This window comes from Streptomyces sp. NPDC048288 (assembly GCF_043201555.1).
GTDB lineage: Bacteria > Actinomycetota > Actinomycetes > Streptomycetales > Streptomycetaceae > Streptomyces.
The window spans coordinates 1051197-1070511 of sequence record NZ_JBICZD010000001.1 but is presented as its reverse complement, the minus strand read 5'-3'; the positions used below and the strand labels follow the sequence as shown (position 1 = coordinate 1070511).

The following is a 19315-nucleotide window of genomic DNA, read 5'->3' as shown; positions in this document are numbered from 1 at the left end:
AAACCGCCCTGCTACGCCTCGCGGACCCGCAACGCCCTTTCCAGGTCGTCGAGTTCGTCGATCAGACGGCGGCGCAGGGCCGTCGCCGGCTCGGCGTCGCGCAGACAGGCCCGGCCCAGGGCGAGGTTCTCGGCGTCGACGGCGTGGGCGGGGAAGGCCTGCCGGCCGGTGACCGTGGCGATGCGGGGGCCGCGCCGGGCGGCCACGGCGACCGCGTCCTGGTAGTAGCGCGGCACGTAGTCGCGGACCAGGTCGGCCTGTTCGGGGTGCCAGAAGCCCTCGGCGGTGGCCGTGAACAGGTAGTTGGACAGCTCGTCGCCGGTGAACATCGCCTCCCAGGCCTTGCGCTTGGCCTCCGGGTCGGGCAGCGCGGCCCGGCAGCGGGCGGCGCCCTCCTGGCCGCTGGCGCTGGGGTCGCGGGCCAGCTCGGCGGCGATCCGGTTCTCGTCGGCGGCGCCGAGCACGGCGAGCCGGCCCAGGATGCGCCAGCGCAGCTCGGGGTCGAGCTCGGGCCCGCCGGGCACGGTGCCCTCGGCCAGCCAGGCGGCGATGGTGTCGGGCTGGGCGGCGGCGCGGATGAAGTGCCGTACGGCGATCAGGCGCAGGCCGGGGTTGTCGCCGTCCTCGGTGCGCCGGATGAAGTCGCGGCACAGGGCGGAGACGGTGGCGAGCGCGGCCTGGCGCTCCTGCGGCCGGAGGTACCGGTCGACGACGTGCACCGCGGTGAAGGCCAGCACCCCCTGGACCAGGGCGAGGTCGGTCTCGTGCGGGAGGTGGGCGCGGGCGGTCTCCAGGTAGGCGGCGGGCGGGAGTTCGCCGTCACGGACCGCGTCCCGCAGGGCGTTCCACACCACCGCGCGGGTGAGCGGGTCCGGCAGGCCGGAGAGGCCGGCCCGGATCGCCTCGGCCGACTCGGCGTCGAAGCGGACCTTGGCGTAGGTCAGGTCGCCGTCGTTGGGCAGGAGCAGCGCGGGGCGCTTGCCGAGGGCCTGCGGGGCGCTCTGCGGGATGTCGAGGTCGATGCGCTCGCGCAGGGTGAGCCGGCCCTCGTCGGCGAGGTCCTGGTCGTAGACGCCGACCCGGATGTGGTGCGGGCGGCTGCCGGTGCGCTCGACGGTGAGGGTGCGGGTGCCGTCGGGGGCGGCGGTGAGGACCGGGGTGAGGGTGTCGACGCCGGTGGTGCGCAGCCAGCTGTCGGCCCAGGCGTGCACGTCGCGTTCGGTGGCGGCGGCGAGGGAGTCGATGAAGTCGGCGAGGCTGGCGTTGCCGAAGCGGTGCCGCTGGAAGTGGATGTTGATGCCGGCCAGGAAGTCCTTCTCGCCCATCCAGGCAACCAGCTGGCGCAGGGCGGAGGCGCCCTTGGCGTAGGAGATGCCGTCGAAGTTGAGCAGGGCGGCGGCGGTGTCGTCGACAGCCTCGGGGGCCACCGGGTGGGTGGAGGGGCGCTGGTCGGCGTCGTAGCCCCAGGCCTTGCGGGAGACCCCGAAGTCGACCCAGGTGTCGGTGAAGCGGGTGGCCTCGGTGAGGGTCTGGTAGCCCATGTACTCGGCGAAGGACTCGTTCAGCCAGATGTCGTCCCACCAGCGCAGGGTGACGAGGTCGCCGAACCACATGTGGGCCATCTCGTGGGCGATGACCATCGCGCGGGTCTGCCGCTCGGTGTCGGTGACGGCGGAGCGGTAGACGAACTCGTCGCGGAAGGTGACCAGGCCCGGGTTCTCCATGGCACCGGCGTTGAACTCGGGGACGAACGCCTGGTCGTAGGAGTCGAAGGGGTAGGGCTCCTCGAACTTCTCGTGGTACCGGTCGTAGCACGCGCGCGTGATGTCGAGGATCTCCTCGGCGTCGGCGTCGAGGTGGGGTGCGAGGGAGCGGCGGCAGTGGATGCCGAAGGGCAGTCCGCGGTGCTCGGTGCGCACGGAGTGCCAGGGTCCTGCGGCGACGGCGACCAGGTAGGTGGAGACCAGCGGGGTGGCGGCGGCCCGCCAGCGGCCCCCGCCGAGGTGCTCGGTGATCCCGTTGGCGAGGACGCTCCAGCCCTCGGGAGCGGTGACGGTGAGCTCGAAGACGGCCTTCAGGTCGGGCTGGTCGAAGGCGGCGAAGACCCGCTGCACGTCGTCCATGAAGAGCTGGGTGTAGACGTACGTCGCGTCGTCCGTGGGGTCGGTGAAGCGGTGCATGCCCTCGCCGGTGCGGGAGTAGCGCATGGTGGCGTCCACGCGCAGCTCGTGCTCCCCGGCGGTGAGGTTCTTCAGGGGCAGCCGGTCCTGGTCCAGCGCCTCCGGGTCGAGGGGCTGTCCGTCCAGGGTGACGGCGCGGAGCTCGACGGGCTTCATCTCGACGAAGGTGTCGCCGTCGGACCGGGCCGTGAACCTGATCACGGTACGGGAGTCGAAGGTCTCGTCCCCGGTGGTCAGGTCGAGGTCGATCGTGTAGCGGTGGACGTCGAGGAGCTCGGCGCGGCTCTGCGCTTCGTCGCGAGTCAGTACGGACATGCGGGCCATGCTGCCCGATGACACTGACAACGCACAGGGGTGGGAGTGGTACGCGGCTTATGTCCGGCCGGGAGACGCGGGTCGGCACGGGAGCGCGCTGGTGGACGCCCCGCTGCGCCTTGAGCACCTGTTCGAGCGCCTGGTCACCGCGCGGGGGTCGCCCGGCGGTGCCGGACGCTCTGCGAGGCGTACGGCGGGTGCCCCGGATCAGTGTCCGTCGGTCTCCCGGCTGTTGACGGCGTCCTCGGCGATGGACTCGTGGTGCCTGATCACCTCGGCGATGATGAAGTTCAGGAACTTCTCGGCGAAGGCGGGGTCGAGCTTGGCGTTCTCCGCCAGGGCGCGCAGCCGGGCGATCTGCCGGGCCTCGCGGGCGGGGTCGGCCGGGGGCAGCCGGTGGACCGCCTTGAGGCGGCCGACCTGCTGGGTGGCCTTGAAGCGTTCGGCGAGCATGTGGACGACGGCCGCGTCGATGTTGTCGATGCTGTCGCGCAGCCGGCCGAGCTGCTCGCGGACGGCGGGGTCGACGTCACCGGTACCGGTGTTGCTGGTGGTCATGGGCGTCAACCCTAAGGGGGCGGCGATGTGAGCCCTAAGGGCCGTCCACGGGTTCGGCCACCGGCGGACCCGGTGTGCCGTCCTCCTGGAGGCCGTCGTTCCAGTCGTCGGGGACGGCCCGGCCCTGCTGGGCGCGGAAGCGGACGGGGGCGGTGCCGACCCGGCGGGTGAACAGGCGGGAGAAGTAGGCCGGATCGTCGTAGCCGACGCGGCGGGCGACGGCGGCCACGGAGAGCTCGGTGGTGGCGAGGAGTTCCTGGGCGCGGCCGAGCCGGATGCCGATCAGGTAGTCCTTGGGGCTGCACCCGGCGACCCGGCGGACGGCGGTGCGCAGCTCGGCGGGGGTCATGCCGTGCCGGGCCGCGTGGTCGGCGACGGTCATGCCGGTGCAGGCGTCGCGGGCGAGGGCGTGCAGCACCGGGTCGCCGTCGGGGGCGAGGTCGGCACGCGCGCGGCGCAGGGCGACGAGCAGCTCGTGCACGGCGGCGCCGGTCTCGACCTCCAGGAGGGGGTTGCCCCGCCGGGCGGCCCGGGCGATCCGGGCGATGACGTCCCGGGGTGCTGTGGCGTCCGCGAGGGGCACCACGGGCCGCTCGGGCTCGATGTAGCCGAGTTCCGTGTAGGTCGCGGTGTCCGGCCCGGTGAACGTCACGAAGGCCTCGTCCCAGCCGCTGTCCGGATCGGGCCCGTAGTGGTGCGGGACGCCCGGCGTGAGCCACACCAGGGCGGGTGCGACGACGGCGGTGCTGCGCCCGTCGGGCGTGCGGTACCAGCCCCGGCCCGAGCTGATCACCACGGCGACGTGATGGTCGAGCAGACGCGGGCCGACGGCGGGCACCGCGCCGTACTGGAGGCCGACGCCCCAGCAGGCCAGGCCGAGCCGCTGATGGACGGCGCCGGGTGTGAAGAACCGCATCCAGGTACGGAAGACCGGCGCCCCTCCCGACACTGCCCGCTCCTTCTCGTCGGCTCATTCGTCCAAGTGCTGCCGATCTTTGTCCATGGTGTCGGCACATGCCAGCAGGCCAAGGTGAGCCTATGAGCGACTTCTCGGTGGGCGAAACGGATTTCCTGCTGGACGGCCGGCCGGTGCGGCTGCTGTCCGGCGCGCTGCACTACTTCCGGGTGCACGAGGAGCAGTGGGGCCACCGGCTGGCGCTGCTGCGCGCCATGGGGCTGAACTGCGTGGAGACGTACGTCCCGTGGAACCTGCACGAGCCGCACGCGGGTTCCTTCCGGGACGTCGAGTCGCTCGGCCGCTTCCTGGACGCCGCGCGGGAGGCGGGCCTGTGGGCGATCGTGCGGCCGGGGCCGTACATCTGCGCGGAGTGGGAGAACGGCGGCCTGCCGCACTGGGTGACCGGCGAGCTGGGCGCACGCGCGCGCACGCGTGACGAGGATTTCCTGCGGTACGTGGACCGCTGGTTCCGCCGTCTGCTGCCGGAGATCGTCTCCCGGCAGCTGGACCGGGGCGGCCCGGTGATCATGGTGCAGGTCGAGAACGAGTACGGCAGCTACGGCTCCGACGCCGTCTACCTGGCCCACCTCACCGACCTGCTGCGCGCGGAGGGCGTCACGGTGCCGCTGGTCACCTCGGACGGCCCCGAGGACCACATGCTCACCGGCGGCTCGGTCCCCGGCCTGCTCGCCACGGCGAACTTCGGCTCGCACGCGCGCGAGGCCTTCGAGACCCTGCGCCGCCACCAGCCGCGGGGCCCGCTGATGTGCATGGAGTTCTGGTGCGGCTGGTTCGACCACTGGGGCGGCGAACACGTCGTACGGGACGCCGAGGACGCGGCGGCGGCCCTGCGGGAGATCCTGGAGTGCGGGGCGTCGGTCAACGTCTACATGGCGCACGGCGGCACCAACTTCGCCGGCTGGGCGGGCGCCAACCGCCCCGGCGGCGAACTGCACGAGGGCCCGCTGGAGGCGGACGTGACCTCGTACGACTACGACGCCCCCATCGACGAGTACGGCCGCCCCACCGAGAAGTTCTGGCGCTTCCGCGAGGTGCTCGCCGAGTACCAGGACGGCCCCCTGCCCGAACCGCCGCCCGCACCGGCCGCTCTGGAGACGGCGACGGACGTCACGGCGACCGGCTGGGCCCCCCTGACCGCCGTCCTGGAGACCCTCGGCACCCCGGAACGCGTGCACGCCGTCCCGCCCACCTTCGAGGAACTGGACATCGCCCGGGGCCTGGTCCGCTACGAGGTGGACGTCCCGGGCCCGCGCCAGCCGTACCCGCTCACCGCGCGGGGCCTGCGCGACCTCGCGGTCGTCCACGTCGACGGGGAGCGGGCCGGGATCCTCACCGAGGAGGAACCCCAGCTCAAGAAGCCGATCGCGGGCCCCGCGCGCGTGACGCTCTGGGTGGAGTCCCTGGGCCGCGTCAACTACGGCCCCCGCTCCGGCGAGCCCAAGGGCATCACCGGCGGCCTCCTCCACGAACGCCAGTTCCTGCACGGGGTACGCGCCCGCGGCCTGGACCTGGACGCCTTCGAGGGCGGTGTGGACGCGGTGCCCTTCGGCGCCCTTCCGGAGGACGGCGCCCCGGGCCTGTACCGGGGCACGGTGACGGTGACCGGCGCCGGCGACGCCCGCCTGGAACTCCCCGGCTGGACCCGCGGCTTCGCCTGGATCAACGGCTTCAACCTGGGCCGCTACTGGTCGACGGGCCCCCAGGAGTCCCTGTACGTCCCCGGCCCGGTCCTGAAGGAGGGCGAGAACGAGATCTGGATCCTGGAACTCCAGGAGACGAATCAAACGACGGTACGGCTGGCGCCCCTTCAGGGGCGCGGGGAACTGCGCGATCAACCCCCACCGGCCCGCGGCTGACGAACAACCTCCCTACCCCCGAATTCCCCCGCTCCCACCTACAGTGGAAACAAGTTCCGGGCGTCTTTGGGGGTAGGACGTGGCAAACGGCGGCCCCGTAGAACACGGCTACCCGCACCTGGACACCGTGCGGGCCGCCATCACCGCCCTGTACCGCCGCCTGTCGTACGACACCGTCCAGACCTTCGCCACCAGCGTCGCCCCCGCCGACGTCGCCTTCTGCGACACCGACGACCTCCACCTCGGCTCCCAGCGCGTCGCCCGCGAGATCGTCCGGCACTTCCGGCTGCCCGACGCCCGCATGATCGTCGGCTTCAAGGACATGACCCACGCGGCGAACGTCGAACTCACCGCGGGCCCCGAGTACTTCGTCGAACTGAACGACCGTTTCCGCACCCACCGCAGGGACATCGGCGCGGCCCTCGCCCACGAGGTGATGCACGTCTATCTGCACCGCCTGGACCTGTCCTTCCCGAGCACCCGGGAGAACGAGATCCTCACGGACACGGCGACCACCTACCTGGGCGCCGGCTGGCTGCTCCTGGACGCCTACCGGGAACACGGGGAGGCCTCCCAGAAGCTCGGCTATCTCACCCCGGAGGAGTTCGGCTACGTCCTGGCCAAGCGCTCCCTCGTCTTCCACGAGGACCCCTCCGTGTGGTTCACCAGCCCGCAGGCCTACACGGCGTACGAGAAGGGCATGGCCCGGGCCCGCCAGGACGAGGAGCAGCCGCCGCTGAGCGCGGCCGGGTGGGCGGGCCGCCGCCGCTACGCCCGCGACCGACGGCACGCCCCCGCCGCGCCGTCCCCGCAGCCCGGCTCCCCGTACGCGTTCAGCCCCGACAGCGGCGGCCGGCTGCGCGTCTCGTTCCCCTGCCCGACCTGCCACCAGCGGATCAGGGTGCCGGTGCGGGGCCGGGTCCGCGCCCGGTGCTCGCTGTGCCGGACGGTACTGGAGTGCGACACCTAGGCGCCTGCACGGGTCACGCCCCGTACACCGCCCCCGGCGTCTCCGCCTCGGCCAGCAGTTTCAGCGCCGTCTCCCCCGCCTCCGCCGGGGTCCACCGGGCCCCCTTGTCGGCGGTCGGACCGGGCCGCCACCCCTCCATGACGGTGATCCGGCCGCCCTCCGTCTCGAACACCCGCCCGGTGACCCCGGCGCTCGCGGCGGAGCCCAGCCAGACCACGAGCGGGGAGACGTTGTCCGGCGCCATGGCGTCGAAGCCGCTGTCGGGAGCTGCCATGGTCCCGGCGAAGGCCCGCTCGGTCATCCGGGTGCGGGCGGCCGGGGCGATCGCGTTGACCTGGACGCCGTAGCGGGCCAGTTCGGCCGCCGCGACCAGGGTGAGGCCGACGATGCCGGCCTTGGCGGCGCTGTAGTTGCCCTGTCCGACCGAGCCCAGCAGCCCCGCCCCGCTGCTGGTGTTGACGATCCTGGCCACCGGGGTGCGGCCCGCCTTGGCCTCGGCCCGCCAGTGCGCGGCCGCGTGCCGCAGCGGCAGGAAGTGGCCCTTGAGGTGGACCCGCATGACCGCGTCCCAGTCGTCCTCGCCGAGGTTGACGAGCATGCGGTCGCGCAGGAAGCCCGCGTTGTTGACGAGGGTGTCGAGGCGGCCGTAGGCCTCCAGGGCCGCCGCCACCAGGGACTCGGCACCGGCGGCCGTCGCGATGTCGCCGCCGTGCGCCACCGCCTCGCCGCCCGCCGCCCGGATCTCGTCGACGACCGCACCGGCCGGGCTGTCCGGTCCCGGTCCGCCGTCGAGGCCGACCCCGAGGTCGTTGACGACGACCCGGGCGCCCTCGGCGGCGAAGGCGAGCGCGTGGGCCCGGCCGAGCCCGCGCCCGGCGCCGGTGACGACGACGACCCGGCCCGCGCAGATTCCGCTCATCTCAGTCCTCCTGGTCGGACGGCTTGTTGGCAGTTGCGGCGTCGAGGAAGGCGGGCCGCTCCCCGCCGCCGTGCACGAGCAGGCTCGCCCCGCTGATGTAGGCGGCCGCGTCGGAGGCGAGGAAGACGGCGGCGGCGCCGATGTCGGACGGGGCGGCGAGGCGGCCGAGCGGGACGGTGCGGGAGACGGCGTCGATGCCGTCCTGGCCGCCGTAGTGGAGGTCGGCCAGTTCGGTGCGGACCATGCCGACGACGAGGGTGTTGACCCGGACGTCCGGCGCCCATTCCACCGCCATGGACCGGGCGAGGTTCTCCAGTCCCGCCTTGGCCGCGCCGTAGGCGGCGGAGCCCGGCGAGGGGCGGGCGCCGCTGACGCTGCCGATCATCAGCACCGCTCCGCGGGTCCGCCGCAGGTGTTCGTACGCGGCGAGGGAGGCGGTCAGCGGGGTGAGGAGGTTCAGTTCGATCACCCGGGCGTGCCGCTCGGCGTCCGCGTCGGCGAGCGGCCGGTAGGGGGTGCCGCCCGCATTGTTGACGAGCACGTCGACCCGGGGCAGGGCGCCGAAGAAGGCGCGTACGGCGGGCGGGTCGCGCAGGTCGAGGGGGATGAACTCGACGCCGTCCAGGTGCTGTCCGGGCGGCCTGCGGGCACAGGCCACGACCTGGGCCCCGGCCTCGGCGAAGGCCCGGGCGATCCCGGCGCCCACCCCCCTGGTACCGCCGGTGACGACGACCGTTCTGCCGCTCAGCGAGTTATCCACAGGGCCTCCCGCTCGTCCGTACCGGCTGCTAGCTTCGAAGCCTCACACCTAACAAATGTTTGGTGGAAAGGCAGCTGAGTGCGAAGGTAGCTGATGCGTCCATGGGTGTCTCCACCTCGTGTCCGGAAAAGGGAATCGCGCTCGTCACCGTCGACCACCCACCGGTGAACGCGCTGCCGGTGCGCGGCTGGTTCGCGCTGGCGGAGGCGGTGCGCGCGGCGGGCCGCGACCCCGGCAACCGGTGTGTCGTGCTGGCCGCGCGGGGCCGCGGTTTCAACGCGGGGGTGGACATCAAGGAGATACAGGCGGACGGGCACGACGCGCTGCTCGGCGCCAACCGGGGCTGCGCGGCGGCCTTCGCCGCGGTGTACGAGTGCGAGACCCCGGTGGTGGCCGCGGTGCACGGCTTCTGTCTGGGCGGCGGGATAGGCCTGGTGGGCAACGCGGACGCGATCGTGGCGAGCGAGGACGCCGTCTTCGGGCTGCCCGAACTGGACCGGGGCGCCCTGGGCGCGGCCACGCATCTGGCCCGGCTGGTCCCGCCGCATCTGATGCGGACGCTCTACTACACCTCGCGCACGGCGACCGCGGCCGAGCTGCACACGCACGGCTCGGTGTGGCGGGTCGTACCGGGCGAGGAACTGCTGTCGGCCGCGCTGGAGCTGGCGCGGGAGATCGCCGCCAAGGACGGCCGGCTGCTGCGGCTGGCCAAGGCCGCCATCAACGGCATCGACCCCGTCGACGTACGGCGCAGCTACCGCTTCGAACAGGGCTTCACCTTCGAGGCCGCCCTCAGCGGGGTGGCCGACCGGGTCCGCGACACCTTCGGGAAGGAGGCCGCGACAGATGACTGACAAGACGATGACCGCCGACGAGGTCGTCGCCCGGCTGACCAGCGGCATGACCCTCGGCATCGGCGGCTGGGGCTCCCGGCGCAAACCGATGTCCCTGGTCAGAGCACTGCTCCGGAGCGACATCGACGATCTCACGCTGGTCTCGTACGGCGGCCCGGACGTCGGGATGCTGGTCGCGGCCGGCCGGGTGCGCAAGCTGGTGACGGCGTTCGTCACCCTCGACTCCGTGCCGCTGGAGCCGCACTACCGGGCGGGGCGAGAGCGCGGGGCGTTCGAGCTGATGGAGGTAGACGAGGGCATGTTCATGTGGGGCCTGCGCGCGGCCGCGGGCCGGCTGCCCTTCCTGCCGGTGCGGGCCGGGATCGGCTCGGACGTGATGCGGGTCAACCCGGGCCTGCGGACCGTCACTTCGCCGTACGACGACGGGGAGACGTTCGTGGCGATGCCCGCCCTGCGGCTGGACGCGGCGCTGGTCCACGTCAACCGCGCCGACCGGCTGGGCAACGGGCAGTACCTGGGCCCCGACCCGTACTTCGACGACCTGTTCTGCCAGGCGGCGGACGCGGCCTACGTCTCCTGCGAACGGATCGTGGACACCGCCGAGCTGACGAAGGAGGCCCCGCCGCAGTCGCTGCTTGTCAGGCGGCTCGATGTGACCGGGGTCGTGGAGGCTCCCGGCGGCGCGCACTTCACCTCCTGCGCGCCCGACTACGGCCGGGACGAGGAGTTCCAGCGGCTGTACGCGACGACGCCGTGGGCGGAGTTCGCCGAACGGTTCCTGGCGGGGGACGAGCAGGCCTACCGCTCGGCGGTGCGCGACCGGCAGGAGGAGCAGGGCTGATGGACGTACTGCGCTCCGAGTACTGCGTGATCGCCTGCGCCGAGGCCTGGCGCGGCTCCGGTGAGATCCTGGCGAGCCCGATGGGCCTGATCCCCTCCCTCGGCGCACGGCTGGCCCGGCTCACCTTCGCGCCGGACCTGCTGCTGACCGACGGCGAGGCGATGCTGGTCCGCCCGGACGGCACCCCGGAGGGCTGGCTGCCCTACCGGCAGCACCTCGCCCTGGTGTCCGGCGGGCGCCGGCACGTGATGATGGGCGCGAGCCAGCTCGACCGGTACGGCAACCAGAACATCTCCTGCATCGGCGACTGGGCGCGGCCCCGCCGCCAGCTGCTGGGGGTGCGCGGAGCCCCGCTCAACACCCTCAACAACCCGACGAGTTACTGGGTCCCGAAGCACTCCCGGCGGGTGTTCGTGACGAAGGTCGACATGGTGTGCGGGGTGGGGTACGACCGGGTCGCCGCGCATCCGGGCACGGAGCGCTTCCACCGCGTCCCGAGGGTCGTCACCGATCTGGGCGTCCTCGACTTCGAGACCCCCGACCGCTCGATGCGGCTGGCGGCGCTGCATCCGGGGGTGAGCGTCGAGCAGGTGCGGGAGGCCACGGAGTTCGAGCTGGCCGTCCCGGACGAGGTGCCGTACACCCGCGAACCGAGCGAGGAGGAGCTGCGGCTGATCCGCGAGGTGCTGGATCCGGCCGGGGCGCGGACGAAGGAGGTCGCGGGCTGATGGAGACCGCGCTCACCCGGCTCGCCGGGGTCCGGCATCCGATCGTGCAGACAGGGATGGGCTGGGTGGCGGGACCCCGGCTGGTCTCGGCCACGGCCAACGCGGGAGCCCTCGGCATCCTGGCCTCCGCCACGATGACCCTGGACCAGTTGCGGACCGCGATAGCCGAGGTGCGGTGCCGTACGGACGCCCCGTTCGGGGTGAACCTGCGGGCGGACGCGGCCGACGCCGGCGACCGGGTCCGGCTGATCATCGACGGCGGTGTGCGGGTGGCGTCCTTCGCCCTCGCCCCCTCCGCCGGGCTGATCGCCGAGCTGAAGGAGGCGGGGGTGGTGGTGATCCCGTCCGTCGGGGCGCGACGGCACGCCGAGAAGGTGGCGGCCTGGGGCGCGGACGCGGTGATCGTGCAGGGCGGCGAGGGCGGCGGGCACACCGGCGAGGTGGCGACGAGCGTGCTGCTGCCGCAGGTGGTGGACGCGGTGCGGATACCCGTGGTGGCCGCCGGGGGGTTCTTCGACGGCCGGGGGCTGGTGGCGGCGCTGGCGTACGGCGCGGCGGGGGTCGCGATGGGCACCCGTTTCCTGCTCACCTCGGACTCGACGGTGCCGGACGCGGTGAAGGCGAGGTATCTGGCGGCGACGGTCAGGGACGTCACCGTCACCAGGGCGGTCGACGGGCTGCCGCACCGGATGCTGCGGACCGATCTGGTGGCCGCGCTGGAGCGTTCGGGCCGGGCCCGCAGCCTGCTGCACGCGATACGGCGGGCGGCGGGGTTCCGGAAGCTGTCCGGGCTCACCTGGCGGCAGATGATCCAGGACGGGCTGGCCCTGCGGCACGGCAAGGAACTGTCCTGGAGTCAGGTCCTGCTGGCCGCCAACACCCCGATGCTGCTCCGATCGGCAATGGTGGACGGCCGCACGGATCTGGGCGTGATGGCCTCCGGGCAGGTCGCCGGGGTGATCGACGACCTGCCGTCGTGCGCCGAGCTACTGGAACGGATCATGAAGGAAGCAGAGGAGACCACAGCCCGACTCACAACCGCTCGATGACCGTCACGTTCGCCTGCCCCCCGCCCTCGCACATGGTCTGGAGGCCGAAGCGGCCGTCGGTGCGTTCCAGTTCGTGGAGGAGGGTGGTCATGAGTTTGACGCCGGTGGCGCCGAGGGGGTGGCCGAGGGCGATGGCGCCGCCGTTGACGTTGACCCGGGCGGGGTCGGCGCCGGTCTCCTTGAGCCAGGCGAGGACGACGGGGGCGAAGGCCTCGTTGATCTCGACGAGGTCGATGGCGTCGATGGTGAGGCCGGTCTTCTTCAGGGCGTGCGCGGTGGCCGGGATGGGGGCGGAGAGCATCCGGATGGGGTCCTCGCCGCGGACGGAGAGGTGGTGGACGCGGGCGCGGGGGCGCAGTCCGTGTTCGCGGACGGCCCGTTCGGAGGCGAGGAGCAGCGCGGCGGCGCCGTCGGAGACCTGGGAGGAGCAGGCGGCGGTGATGGTGCCGCCGTCGACGACCGGCTTGAGGGCGGCCATCTTCTCCAGGGAGGTCTCGCGGCGCGGCCCCTCGTCCACGGCGACCGGGCCGTAGGGGACCGTCTCGCGCTCGAAGCGACCCTCGTCGATGGCGCTCAGGGCCCGCCGGTGGGAGCGCAGGGCGAACTCCTCCTGGTCCTGGCGGCTGATGCCCCACTTGGCGGCGATCATCTCGGCGCCGGCGAACTGGTTGACGGGCTGCCGGCCGTACCGGGCCCGCCAGCCCTCGCTGCCGAGGAAGGGGCCCTCGGTCAGCCCGAGGGGCTCGGCGGCCTGGCGGGAGGCGAAGGCGATGGGGATCTGGGACATGTTCTGGACGCCGCCGGCGACCACCAGGTCCTGGGTGCCGGAGAGCACGGCCTGCGCGGCGAAGTGCACGGCCTGCTGCGAGGAGCCGCACTGCCGGTCGACGGTCACGCCCGGCACCTCCTCGGGCAGTCCGGCCACCAGCCAGCTGGTCCGGGCGATGTCACCGGCCTGCGGTCCCACCGCGTCGAGACAGCCGAAGACGACGTCCTCGACGGCGGCCGGGTCCACTCCGGCCCGGGCGACCAGTTCCTTCAGCACATGCGCGCCCAGGTCGGCCGGGTGGACCGCGCTGAGCCCTCCCCCGCGCCGCCCGACGGGCGTACGCACCGCTTCGACTATGTAGGCCTCGGCCATGTCAACTCCCCAGTGGGTCACGTACGTACGGCGATCCCGTCCAGCACCATCGACAGGTACTGCCGGGCGATCTCCTCCGGGCTGTGCTGTCCACCGGGCCGGTACCAGGAGGCGGCGACCCACACGGTGTCGCGGACGAACCGGTAGGTGAGGCGGACGTCGAGGTCGGCGCGGAAGACGCGCGCGGCGACGCCGCGTTCCAGCGTGGACAGCCACGCCTTCTCGAACCTGCGCTGCGATTCGGCGAGAAAGCCGAACCTCTCCTGCGCGACCAGTTGCTTGCTCTCCTTCTGGTAGATCGCGACGGCGGCGCGGTGCCGGTCGATCTCCCGGAAGGACTCGGTGACCAGGGCTTCGAGGGTCTCGCGGGGCCCGAGTTCGGCGTCCAGAACGGTGTCGTAGCCGCCCCAGAGCTCGTCGAGGAAGGTCCGCAGGATCTCCTCCAGCATCGACTCCTTGGAGTCGAAGTGGTAGTAGAGGCTGCCCGCGAGCATGCCCGCGTGGTCCGCGATCTTGCGTACGGTGGTGGCGTTGTAGCCCTGTTCGGCGAAGACCTCGGCGGCGGTCTCGAGGAGTTCGCGGCGCCGGGCGGGGGCGGCGGTCACCTGGGGCTTCTTCTTGGTCGGCACGGGTCCATTGTGTTCCTATGCGTGCTGGCTGCTGACGGAGAGGACCTCTCCGGTGAGGTACGAGGAGTAGCCGGACGCCAGGAAGACGATCGCGTTGGCGACCTCCCAGGGTTCGGCGTACCGCCCGAAGGCCTCGCGGGCGGTGAGTTCCGCCAGCAGTTCGGCCGAGGTCACCTTCACCAGGTGCGGGTGCATGGCGAGGCTCGGCGCCACGGCGTTGACCCGCACGCCGTACGCGGCGGCCTCGATCGCCGCGCACCGGGTCAGTGCCATCACCCCGGCCTTGGCGGCGGCGTAGTGCGCCTGTCCGGCCTGGGCCCGCCAGCCGACGACGGAGGAGTTGTTGACGATCACCCCGCCGTCCGCGCTGTCGCGGAAGTGCCGCAGGGCGGCGCGGACGCAGCGGAAGGTGCCGTTGAGGGTGACGTCGAGCACCCGGGCCCACTGCTCGTCGCCCATCTCGACCAGGGTCGAAGTGCCGCCCAGTCCGGCGTTGTTGACGACGATGTCCAGTCGGCCGTGCGCCCGCACGGCGGTGTCGAACAGCTCCCGCACCTGGGCCTCGTCGGTCACGTCACAGGGCAGGGCGGTCACCGCGCCCGGGTGGCGAGCGGCCAGCTCGGCCTCGTACTCCTTCAGCCGCCGCGCGTGCGCGTCGCTGATCAGCACGCGCGCGCCCTCCTCCAAGAAGCGGCGCGCGGTGGCGCCGCCGATGCCCGCCCCGGCCGCGGCCGTGACGACGGCGGTACGCCCTTCGAGCAGCCCGTGCCCGGGCACGTACTCCGGACTCTCGACGCCTGTCATGGGCCCACGCTAACCTACCAAACACTTGTTAGGGAAGGACGGTGACGGCGACCGTGGACCTGACCCACACCCCGGCCGACGAGGAGTTCCGCGCCGAGGCCCGCGCCTGGCTGGCGGAGCACGTGCCCGACCCCCCGCTGCCCTCCCTGGAGACCGCGGAGGGCTTCGCGGCGCACCGCGCCTGGGAGGCCGAACTGGCCGCGGACCGCTGGTCGGTGGTGTCCTGGCCACAGCGGTACGGCGGCCGGGACGCGGGGCTGATCCGCTGGCTGGTCTTCGAGGAGGAGTACCACGCGGCGGGCGCGCCGGGCCGGGTCGGCCAGAACGGCGTCAGCCTGCTCGCGCCCACCCTGTTCGAGCACGGCACGGAGGAACAGCGGGCGCGGGTGCTGCCGCCGATGGCCACCGGGGAGGTGGTCTGGGCGCAGGCCTGGTCGGAGCCCGGGGCCGGCTCGGACCTGGCCTCCCTGACCTCCCGGGCCGTGCGGACCGCCGGCGGCTGGCTGCTCACCGGCCAGAAGACCTGGTCGTCACGGGCGGCCTTCGCCGACCGCGCGTTCGGCCTGTTCCGCAGCGATCCGGACGCCCCGAAACCGCACCAGGGGCTCACCTACCTGATGTTCGACCTGCGGGCTCCGGGCGTGACCGTCCGCCCGATCGGCCGGCTCGACGGGAAACCGGCGTTCGCGGAACTGTTCCTGGACGAGGTGTTCGTGCCCGACGAGGACGTGATCGGGGAGCCGGGCCGGGGCTGGCGGATCGCGATGTCGACGGCGGGCAACGAGCGGGGGCTGACGCTGCGCTCGCCGGGCCGCTTCCTGGCCGCCGCCGACCGGCTGCTGGGCCTCTGGCGGGCGCGGGGCGCCCCGGAGTCCGCCGCGGCCCGGGTGGCCGACGCCGTCGTCGGCGCCCGCGCCTACCAGCTGTTCACCTATGCGGCGGCCGCCCGGGTCCTGGACGGCGAGTCGCTGGGCCCGGAGTCCAGCCTCAACAAGGTGTTCTGGTCCGAGCTGGACCTCGCGCTGCACGAGACGGCGCTCGACCTGCTGGGCGCGGAGGGCGAGTCGGCCGAGTCACCCTGGTCCGAGGGGTACGTCTTCTCGCTCGCCGGTCCGATCTACGCGGGCACCAACGAGATCCAGCGCGACATCATCGCCGAGCGCCTGCTCGGCCTGCCGAAGGGACGCCGCTGACATGCGTTTCCTCCTCGACACCGAGCAGCGCGACTTCGCGGCCGCCCTGCGGGGGCTGCTGGCGGCGGCGGACACACCGGCGGTGGTACGGGACTGGAGCCGCGGCGAGCAGGCGAGTGGACGGGCCTTGTGGGGCCGTGTCGGCGCGGCGGGGGTGTTCGGGCTCGCCGTGCCGGAGGAGTACGGCGGGGCGGGTCGCCGCCCTGTCGAACTCGCCGTCGCTTTCCTGGAGTTGGGGCGGTACGCGGTACCGGGGCCGGTGGCGGAGACGGTGGCGGCGGCGGTGCTGCTCGATGACGGCGAAGGCCTCGCCAAGCGGTTCCTGCCGGGGATCGCGTCGGGCGAGTCGGTGGCGACGGTGGCGTTCGAGGAGCACGGTTACGGGTTCGCGCTGGACGGGGACGCCGCCGATGTACGGCTCACGGCCGCCCCGGAGGGCCTGCTGCTGTCCTCCGGCGCCGGGGCGGTGCACCGGTCCCTGGACCCCGCCCGCCGGCTCACCCCGCTGTTTCCGGTCGGCGAACTGGTCCGCGCGCGGGCGCCGTGGGCACAGGCGCTGACCTGGGCCCGGCTGGCCACGGCCGCGCAGGCGCTGGGGGTGGGGCTGGCCCTGCTCGACAGAACGGTGGCGTACGTCAGGCAGCGGACCCAGTTCGGGGTGCCGATCGGGTCGTTCCAGGCGGTCGGGCACCGGCTGGCCGACGCGAAGATCGCGCTGGAGTTCGCGCGCCCGCTGGTCTTCGGGGCGGCCGTGACGATGACCCCGGCGGACGTGGCCGCGGCGAAGCTCAGTGCGTGCGAGGCGGCCTACGCCGGGGCGCGGGCCGCACTGCAACTGCACGGGGCGATCGGTTACACGGCGGAGTACGACCTGTCGCTCTGGCTGACCAAGGCGCGGGCGCTGCGCGGAGCCTGGGGGACACCGGAGGAATGCCGCGCCGAGGTGCTCAGTGGTGGTGATCCCCGCTCGTGATCTCCCGGTACTCCTGTTCCGTCGGCTTGGGGATGTGGGTGTCCGGGCCGAACATGCCCTTGGCCAGGCTCGCCCGCACCCGCTGGGTGACGGTGACCTTGCGCCGCACCCCGTTCGCGTCCTCCAGCGGGCCGATCTCGTAGGGCGGCCGCTGCTCGTGCTGGGTCAGGACGAACAGGCTCTCCTGGCTGAGCGGTTCGTGGACCTCGACGTACTCGCCGTGCGGAAGCATCTTGATGAGACCGGTCTCGCGGCCGTGCAGGACCTTGTCGCGGTCCCGGCGCTGCAGTCCGAGGCAGATCCGTTTGGTGACGACGAAGGCGAGGACCGGGACGACGAAGACGGAGATCCGCACGAACCAGGTGATCGAATTGATGGAGAGATGGAGATGGGTGGCGACCACGTCGTTGCCGCCGCCGATCAGCAGGACGCCGTAGATGCTCAGCCAGGCCACGCCGAGGGCGGTGCGCACGGGGGTGTTGCGCGGCCGGTCGAGGATGTGGTGCTCGCGCTTGTCGCCGGTGATCCACGCCTCGATGAACGGGTAGACGCCGATGGCCAGCAGGAAGAGCGGGAACAGCGAGAAGGGGATGAAGACGCCGAGTTCCAGGGTGTGGCCCCAGGCGTTGATCTCCCAGCCGGGCATGACCCGGATCAGGCCTTCGGAGAAGCCCAGGTACCAGTCGGGCTGGGCGCCGGTGGTCACCAGGTCCGGCCGGTAGGGGCCGAAGGCCCACACCGGGTTGATGGTGGCGATGCCGCCGATGATCGCGAGGACGCCGAAGACGAGGAAGAAGAAGCCGCCGGCCTTGGCCATGTAGACCGGCAGGAAGGGCATCCCGACCACGCTCTTCTGGTCGCGTCCGGGCCCCGGGTACTGGGTGTGCTTGTGGTAGAAGACCAGGATCAGATGGGCGACGACCAGGCCCAGCATGATCCCGGGCAGCAGCAGGACGTGGATCGGGAAGAACCGGGAGATGATGTCGTGCCCCGGGAACTCCCCGCCGAACAGGAACATCGAGATGTACGACCCGACGATCGGGATCGACAGGATCGCGCCGTCGGCGAACCGGACGCCGGTGCCGGAGAGCAGGTCGTCGGGGAGCGAGTAGCCGGTCAGGCCGGTGAGGATGGCGAGGAACAGCAGGGTCCAGCCGAACAGCCAGTTGACCTCGCGGGGCTTGCGGAAGGCGCCGGTGAAGAACACCCGCATCATGTGCACGAACATGCCGGCCACGAAGACCAGTGCCGCCCAGTGGTGGATCTGCCGGATCAGCAGTCCGCCGCGTACGTCGAAGCTGATGTGCAGCGTCGACTCGTACGCCTTGGTCATGACGATGCCGTTCAGCGGCTCGTAGGTGCCGTGGTACACGACCTCGGCGCCGCTGGGCTCGAAGAACAGGGTGAGGTAGATGCCCGTGAGGATCAGGATGAGGAAGCTGTAGAGGCAGATCTCCCCCAGCATGAAGGACCAGTGGTCCGGGAACACCTTGCGCATGTTGGCCTTGGCCAGGGAGTACAGCCCCAGTCGGCTGTCCGCCCAGTCCGCGACCTTCTCACCCTTGCCGGGCGGGTCCGCTCGGTCCGCGGAACTCCCCACCCGTGCCTGTCCGTTCACCGTTCGTGCCGCGTCGTCCATACGTCGCGTCGCCTCCCCGCCGGATCACCCCTCAGGGTGGCACGCCGGAGCGCTACAGCCAACGGTGCGACGTAAACTCAGCCCGCCCCGACGATGCCCGCCGCCCGCGCCGCCGCCAGCCACTGCGGGAACTCGCCGACGATACGGTCGTACAGCTCGCCGTCCGGCACCTGCCCCGGGGCCGAACCGGCGTGGAAGAAGCCCGCGTTGTCCACCGCCCGCTTCCCCGGCACCGCCAGCTCGTCGAGCTTGCGCAGGAAGTCGAACTGCTTGCTGTGCGGGTCGCCGAAGCCGACGAACTGCCAGAACAGCGGCAGCTTGGCCGCCTTGCACAGATAGCGTTCGGCGGCGAGCTTGTTGATGGGGCCGCCGTCGGTCTGGAAGACGACCAGGGCGGGCGCGGTGGAGCCGCTGTCGAGGTAGTGGTCGATGACCGCGTCCATCGCCAGGTGGTAGCTGGTCTTGCCCATGTGCCCGAGCCCGGCCGCGATCTTCTCGATCCGGCCGGCGTGTTCGGCCAGCCTGATGTCGGTGACCGCGTCGATGTCCGTGGAGAAGAAGACGACGGGCACCCGGCCGTCGTCGTCCAGGTGCGCGGAGAGACCGAGGACCCGGTCGGCGAGCGCCTGCACGCTGCCGTCCGCGTAGTACGGCTTCATGGAGCCGGAGTAGTCGACGACCAGGTAGACGGCGGCGCGCAGGCCGTCGAGCCCGTGCTTGGTGAGGGAGATCCCGGCCGACCGGTACGGGCCGACCAGCGCGGGCGCGGTCTGCTCCACCTTGCTGAGACTGATCGCGGCCATCCTGCTCCCCTTCAACTGCTGGTCAGGAGGCAGAGGTTACTTGATCGGCGGACATGCGGCGGCGCCTGCCCGGTCGTCCGGTCGGGGACTGTGGGGCAGGCGCCGTCAGTGTTCCGTACGCCTT

Annotated in this window: 18 protein-coding genes; 8 read left to right on the top strand and 10 right to left on the bottom strand. The window is 72.4% G+C overall.

Annotation, left to right across the window (positions count from 1 at the left end):
• Window positions 1–11: 11 nt before the first annotated feature.
• The 3 genes from pepN to ACGFZS_RS04735 form a co-directional block, all read right to left on the bottom strand.
• Complete coding sequence (pepN, locus tag ACGFZS_RS04745) at window positions 12–2495, bottom strand: aminopeptidase N (RefSeq protein ID WP_393793872.1); 2484 nt, start codon at window positions 2493–2495, stop codon at window positions 12–14.
• A gap of 207 nt (window positions 2496–2702) precedes the next feature.
• A complete protein-coding gene (locus ACGFZS_RS04740; RefSeq protein ID WP_393793871.1) occupies window positions 2703–3053 on the bottom strand; it encodes a chorismate mutase in 351 nt (116 codons plus the stop codon).
• A 34-nt stretch (window positions 3054–3087) separates the two neighbouring features.
• A complete protein-coding gene (locus ACGFZS_RS04735) occupies window positions 3088–3969 on the bottom strand; it encodes a helix-turn-helix domain-containing protein (RefSeq protein ID WP_393794119.1) in 882 nt (293 codons plus the stop codon).
• A 122-nt stretch (window positions 3970–4091) separates the two neighbouring features.
• Here ACGFZS_RS04735 and ACGFZS_RS04730 point away from each other — a divergent pair, with 122 nt between their 5' ends.
• Together ACGFZS_RS04730 and ACGFZS_RS04725 are read left to right on the top strand one after the other, a co-directional pair.
• The gene (locus ACGFZS_RS04730; protein WP_393793870.1) at window positions 4092–5888 is read left to right on the top strand and encodes a beta-galactosidase family protein; all 1797 of its coding nucleotides are present in this window, start codon (window positions 4092–4094) and stop codon (window positions 5886–5888) included.
• Window positions 5889–5967: 79 nt separating this feature from the next.
• Window positions 5968–6858, top strand: a complete 891-nt coding sequence (locus tag ACGFZS_RS04725) for a hypothetical protein (protein WP_365680492.1) — start codon at window positions 5968–5970, stop codon at window positions 6856–6858.
• A 13-nt stretch (window positions 6859–6871) separates the two neighbouring features.
• Here the strand turns inward: ACGFZS_RS04725 and ACGFZS_RS04720 are convergent, their stop codons facing one another.
• Both ACGFZS_RS04720 and ACGFZS_RS04715 read right to left on the bottom strand, forming a co-directional pair.
• The gene (locus ACGFZS_RS04720) at window positions 6872–7777 is read right to left on the bottom strand and encodes an SDR family oxidoreductase (RefSeq protein WP_393793869.1); all 906 of its coding nucleotides are present in this window, start codon (window positions 7775–7777) and stop codon (window positions 6872–6874) included.
• A gap of 1 nt (window position 7778) precedes the next feature.
• Window positions 7779–8537, bottom strand: a complete 759-nt coding sequence (locus ACGFZS_RS04715) for an SDR family oxidoreductase (protein ID WP_393793868.1) — start codon at window positions 8535–8537, stop codon at window positions 7779–7781.
• 101 nt (window positions 8538–8638) lie between these two features.
• On the opposite strand from ACGFZS_RS04715, the gene ACGFZS_RS04710 reads away from it, so the two are divergent.
• Genes ACGFZS_RS04710 through ACGFZS_RS04695 form a run of 4 tightly spaced genes read left to right on the top strand, consistent with a single transcriptional unit; the run spans window position 8639 to window position 12009 of the window.
• Window positions 8639–9391, top strand: coding sequence for an enoyl-CoA hydratase family protein (locus ACGFZS_RS04710; protein ID WP_393793867.1), 753 nt, complete (start codon window positions 8639–8641; stop codon window positions 9389–9391).
• Window positions 9384–10232: a CoA transferase subunit A gene (locus ACGFZS_RS04705; protein ID WP_393793866.1), complete on the top strand. Its 849-nt coding sequence runs from the start codon at window positions 9384–9386 to the stop codon at window positions 10230–10232. Before ACGFZS_RS04710 ends, ACGFZS_RS04705 begins: the two co-directional genes overlap by 8 nt.
• Window positions 10232–10960, top strand: a complete 729-nt coding sequence (locus ACGFZS_RS04700) for a CoA-transferase subunit beta (protein WP_393655443.1) — start codon at window positions 10232–10234, stop codon at window positions 10958–10960. The genes ACGFZS_RS04705 and ACGFZS_RS04700 overlap by 1 nt, the downstream gene beginning before the upstream one ends.
• A complete protein-coding gene (locus ACGFZS_RS04695) occupies window positions 10960–12009 on the top strand; it encodes an NAD(P)H-dependent flavin oxidoreductase (RefSeq protein WP_393793865.1) in 1050 nt (349 codons plus the stop codon). The genes ACGFZS_RS04700 and ACGFZS_RS04695 overlap by 1 nt, the downstream gene beginning before the upstream one ends.
• Here ACGFZS_RS04695 and ACGFZS_RS04690 read toward each other — a convergent pair.
• The 3 genes from ACGFZS_RS04690 to ACGFZS_RS04680 are packed head-to-tail and all read right to left on the bottom strand — an operon-like array spanning window position 11993 to window position 14583.
• The gene (locus ACGFZS_RS04690; RefSeq protein ID WP_393793864.1) at window positions 11993–13150 is read right to left on the bottom strand and encodes an acetyl-CoA C-acetyltransferase; all 1158 of its coding nucleotides are present in this window, start codon (window positions 13148–13150) and stop codon (window positions 11993–11995) included. The genes ACGFZS_RS04695 and ACGFZS_RS04690 overlap by 17 nt on opposite strands.
• Window positions 13151–13167: 17 nt before the next feature.
• Window positions 13168–13779, bottom strand: a complete 612-nt coding sequence (locus ACGFZS_RS04685; protein WP_355708027.1) for a TetR/AcrR family transcriptional regulator — start codon at window positions 13777–13779, stop codon at window positions 13168–13170.
• 15 nt (window positions 13780–13794) lie between these two features.
• Window positions 13795–14583 (bottom strand): SDR family oxidoreductase, encoded by a 789-nt coding sequence (locus ACGFZS_RS04680; RefSeq protein WP_393793863.1) that lies wholly within the window; start codon window positions 14581–14583, stop codon window positions 13795–13797.
• Window positions 14584–14636: 53 nt separating this feature from the next.
• Between ACGFZS_RS04680 and ACGFZS_RS04675 the strand changes: the two genes are divergently transcribed.
• Entirely contained in the window at window positions 14637–15776 is a 1140-nt protein-coding gene (locus tag ACGFZS_RS04675) for an acyl-CoA dehydrogenase family protein (protein WP_393794118.1), read from the top strand.
• A 1-nt stretch (window position 15777) separates the two neighbouring features.
• Window positions 15778–16749 (top strand): acyl-CoA dehydrogenase family protein, encoded by a 972-nt coding sequence (locus ACGFZS_RS04670; RefSeq protein WP_393793862.1) that lies wholly within the window; start codon window positions 15778–15780, stop codon window positions 16747–16749.
• Here the strand turns inward: ACGFZS_RS04670 and ACGFZS_RS04665 are convergent.
• Both ACGFZS_RS04665 and ACGFZS_RS04660 read right to left on the bottom strand, forming a co-directional pair.
• Complete coding sequence (locus tag ACGFZS_RS04665; RefSeq protein WP_393793861.1) at window positions 16724–18388, bottom strand: cytochrome bc complex cytochrome b subunit; 1665 nt, start codon at window positions 18386–18388, stop codon at window positions 16724–16726. The two genes, ACGFZS_RS04670 and ACGFZS_RS04665, sit on opposite strands and share 26 nt — an antisense overlap.
• 77 nt (window positions 18389–18465) lie before the next feature.
• Window positions 18466–19191 (bottom strand): vWA domain-containing protein, encoded by a 726-nt coding sequence (locus tag ACGFZS_RS04660; RefSeq protein ID WP_393793860.1) that lies wholly within the window; start codon window positions 19189–19191, stop codon window positions 18466–18468.
• Window positions 19192–19315 lie beyond the last annotated feature (124 nt).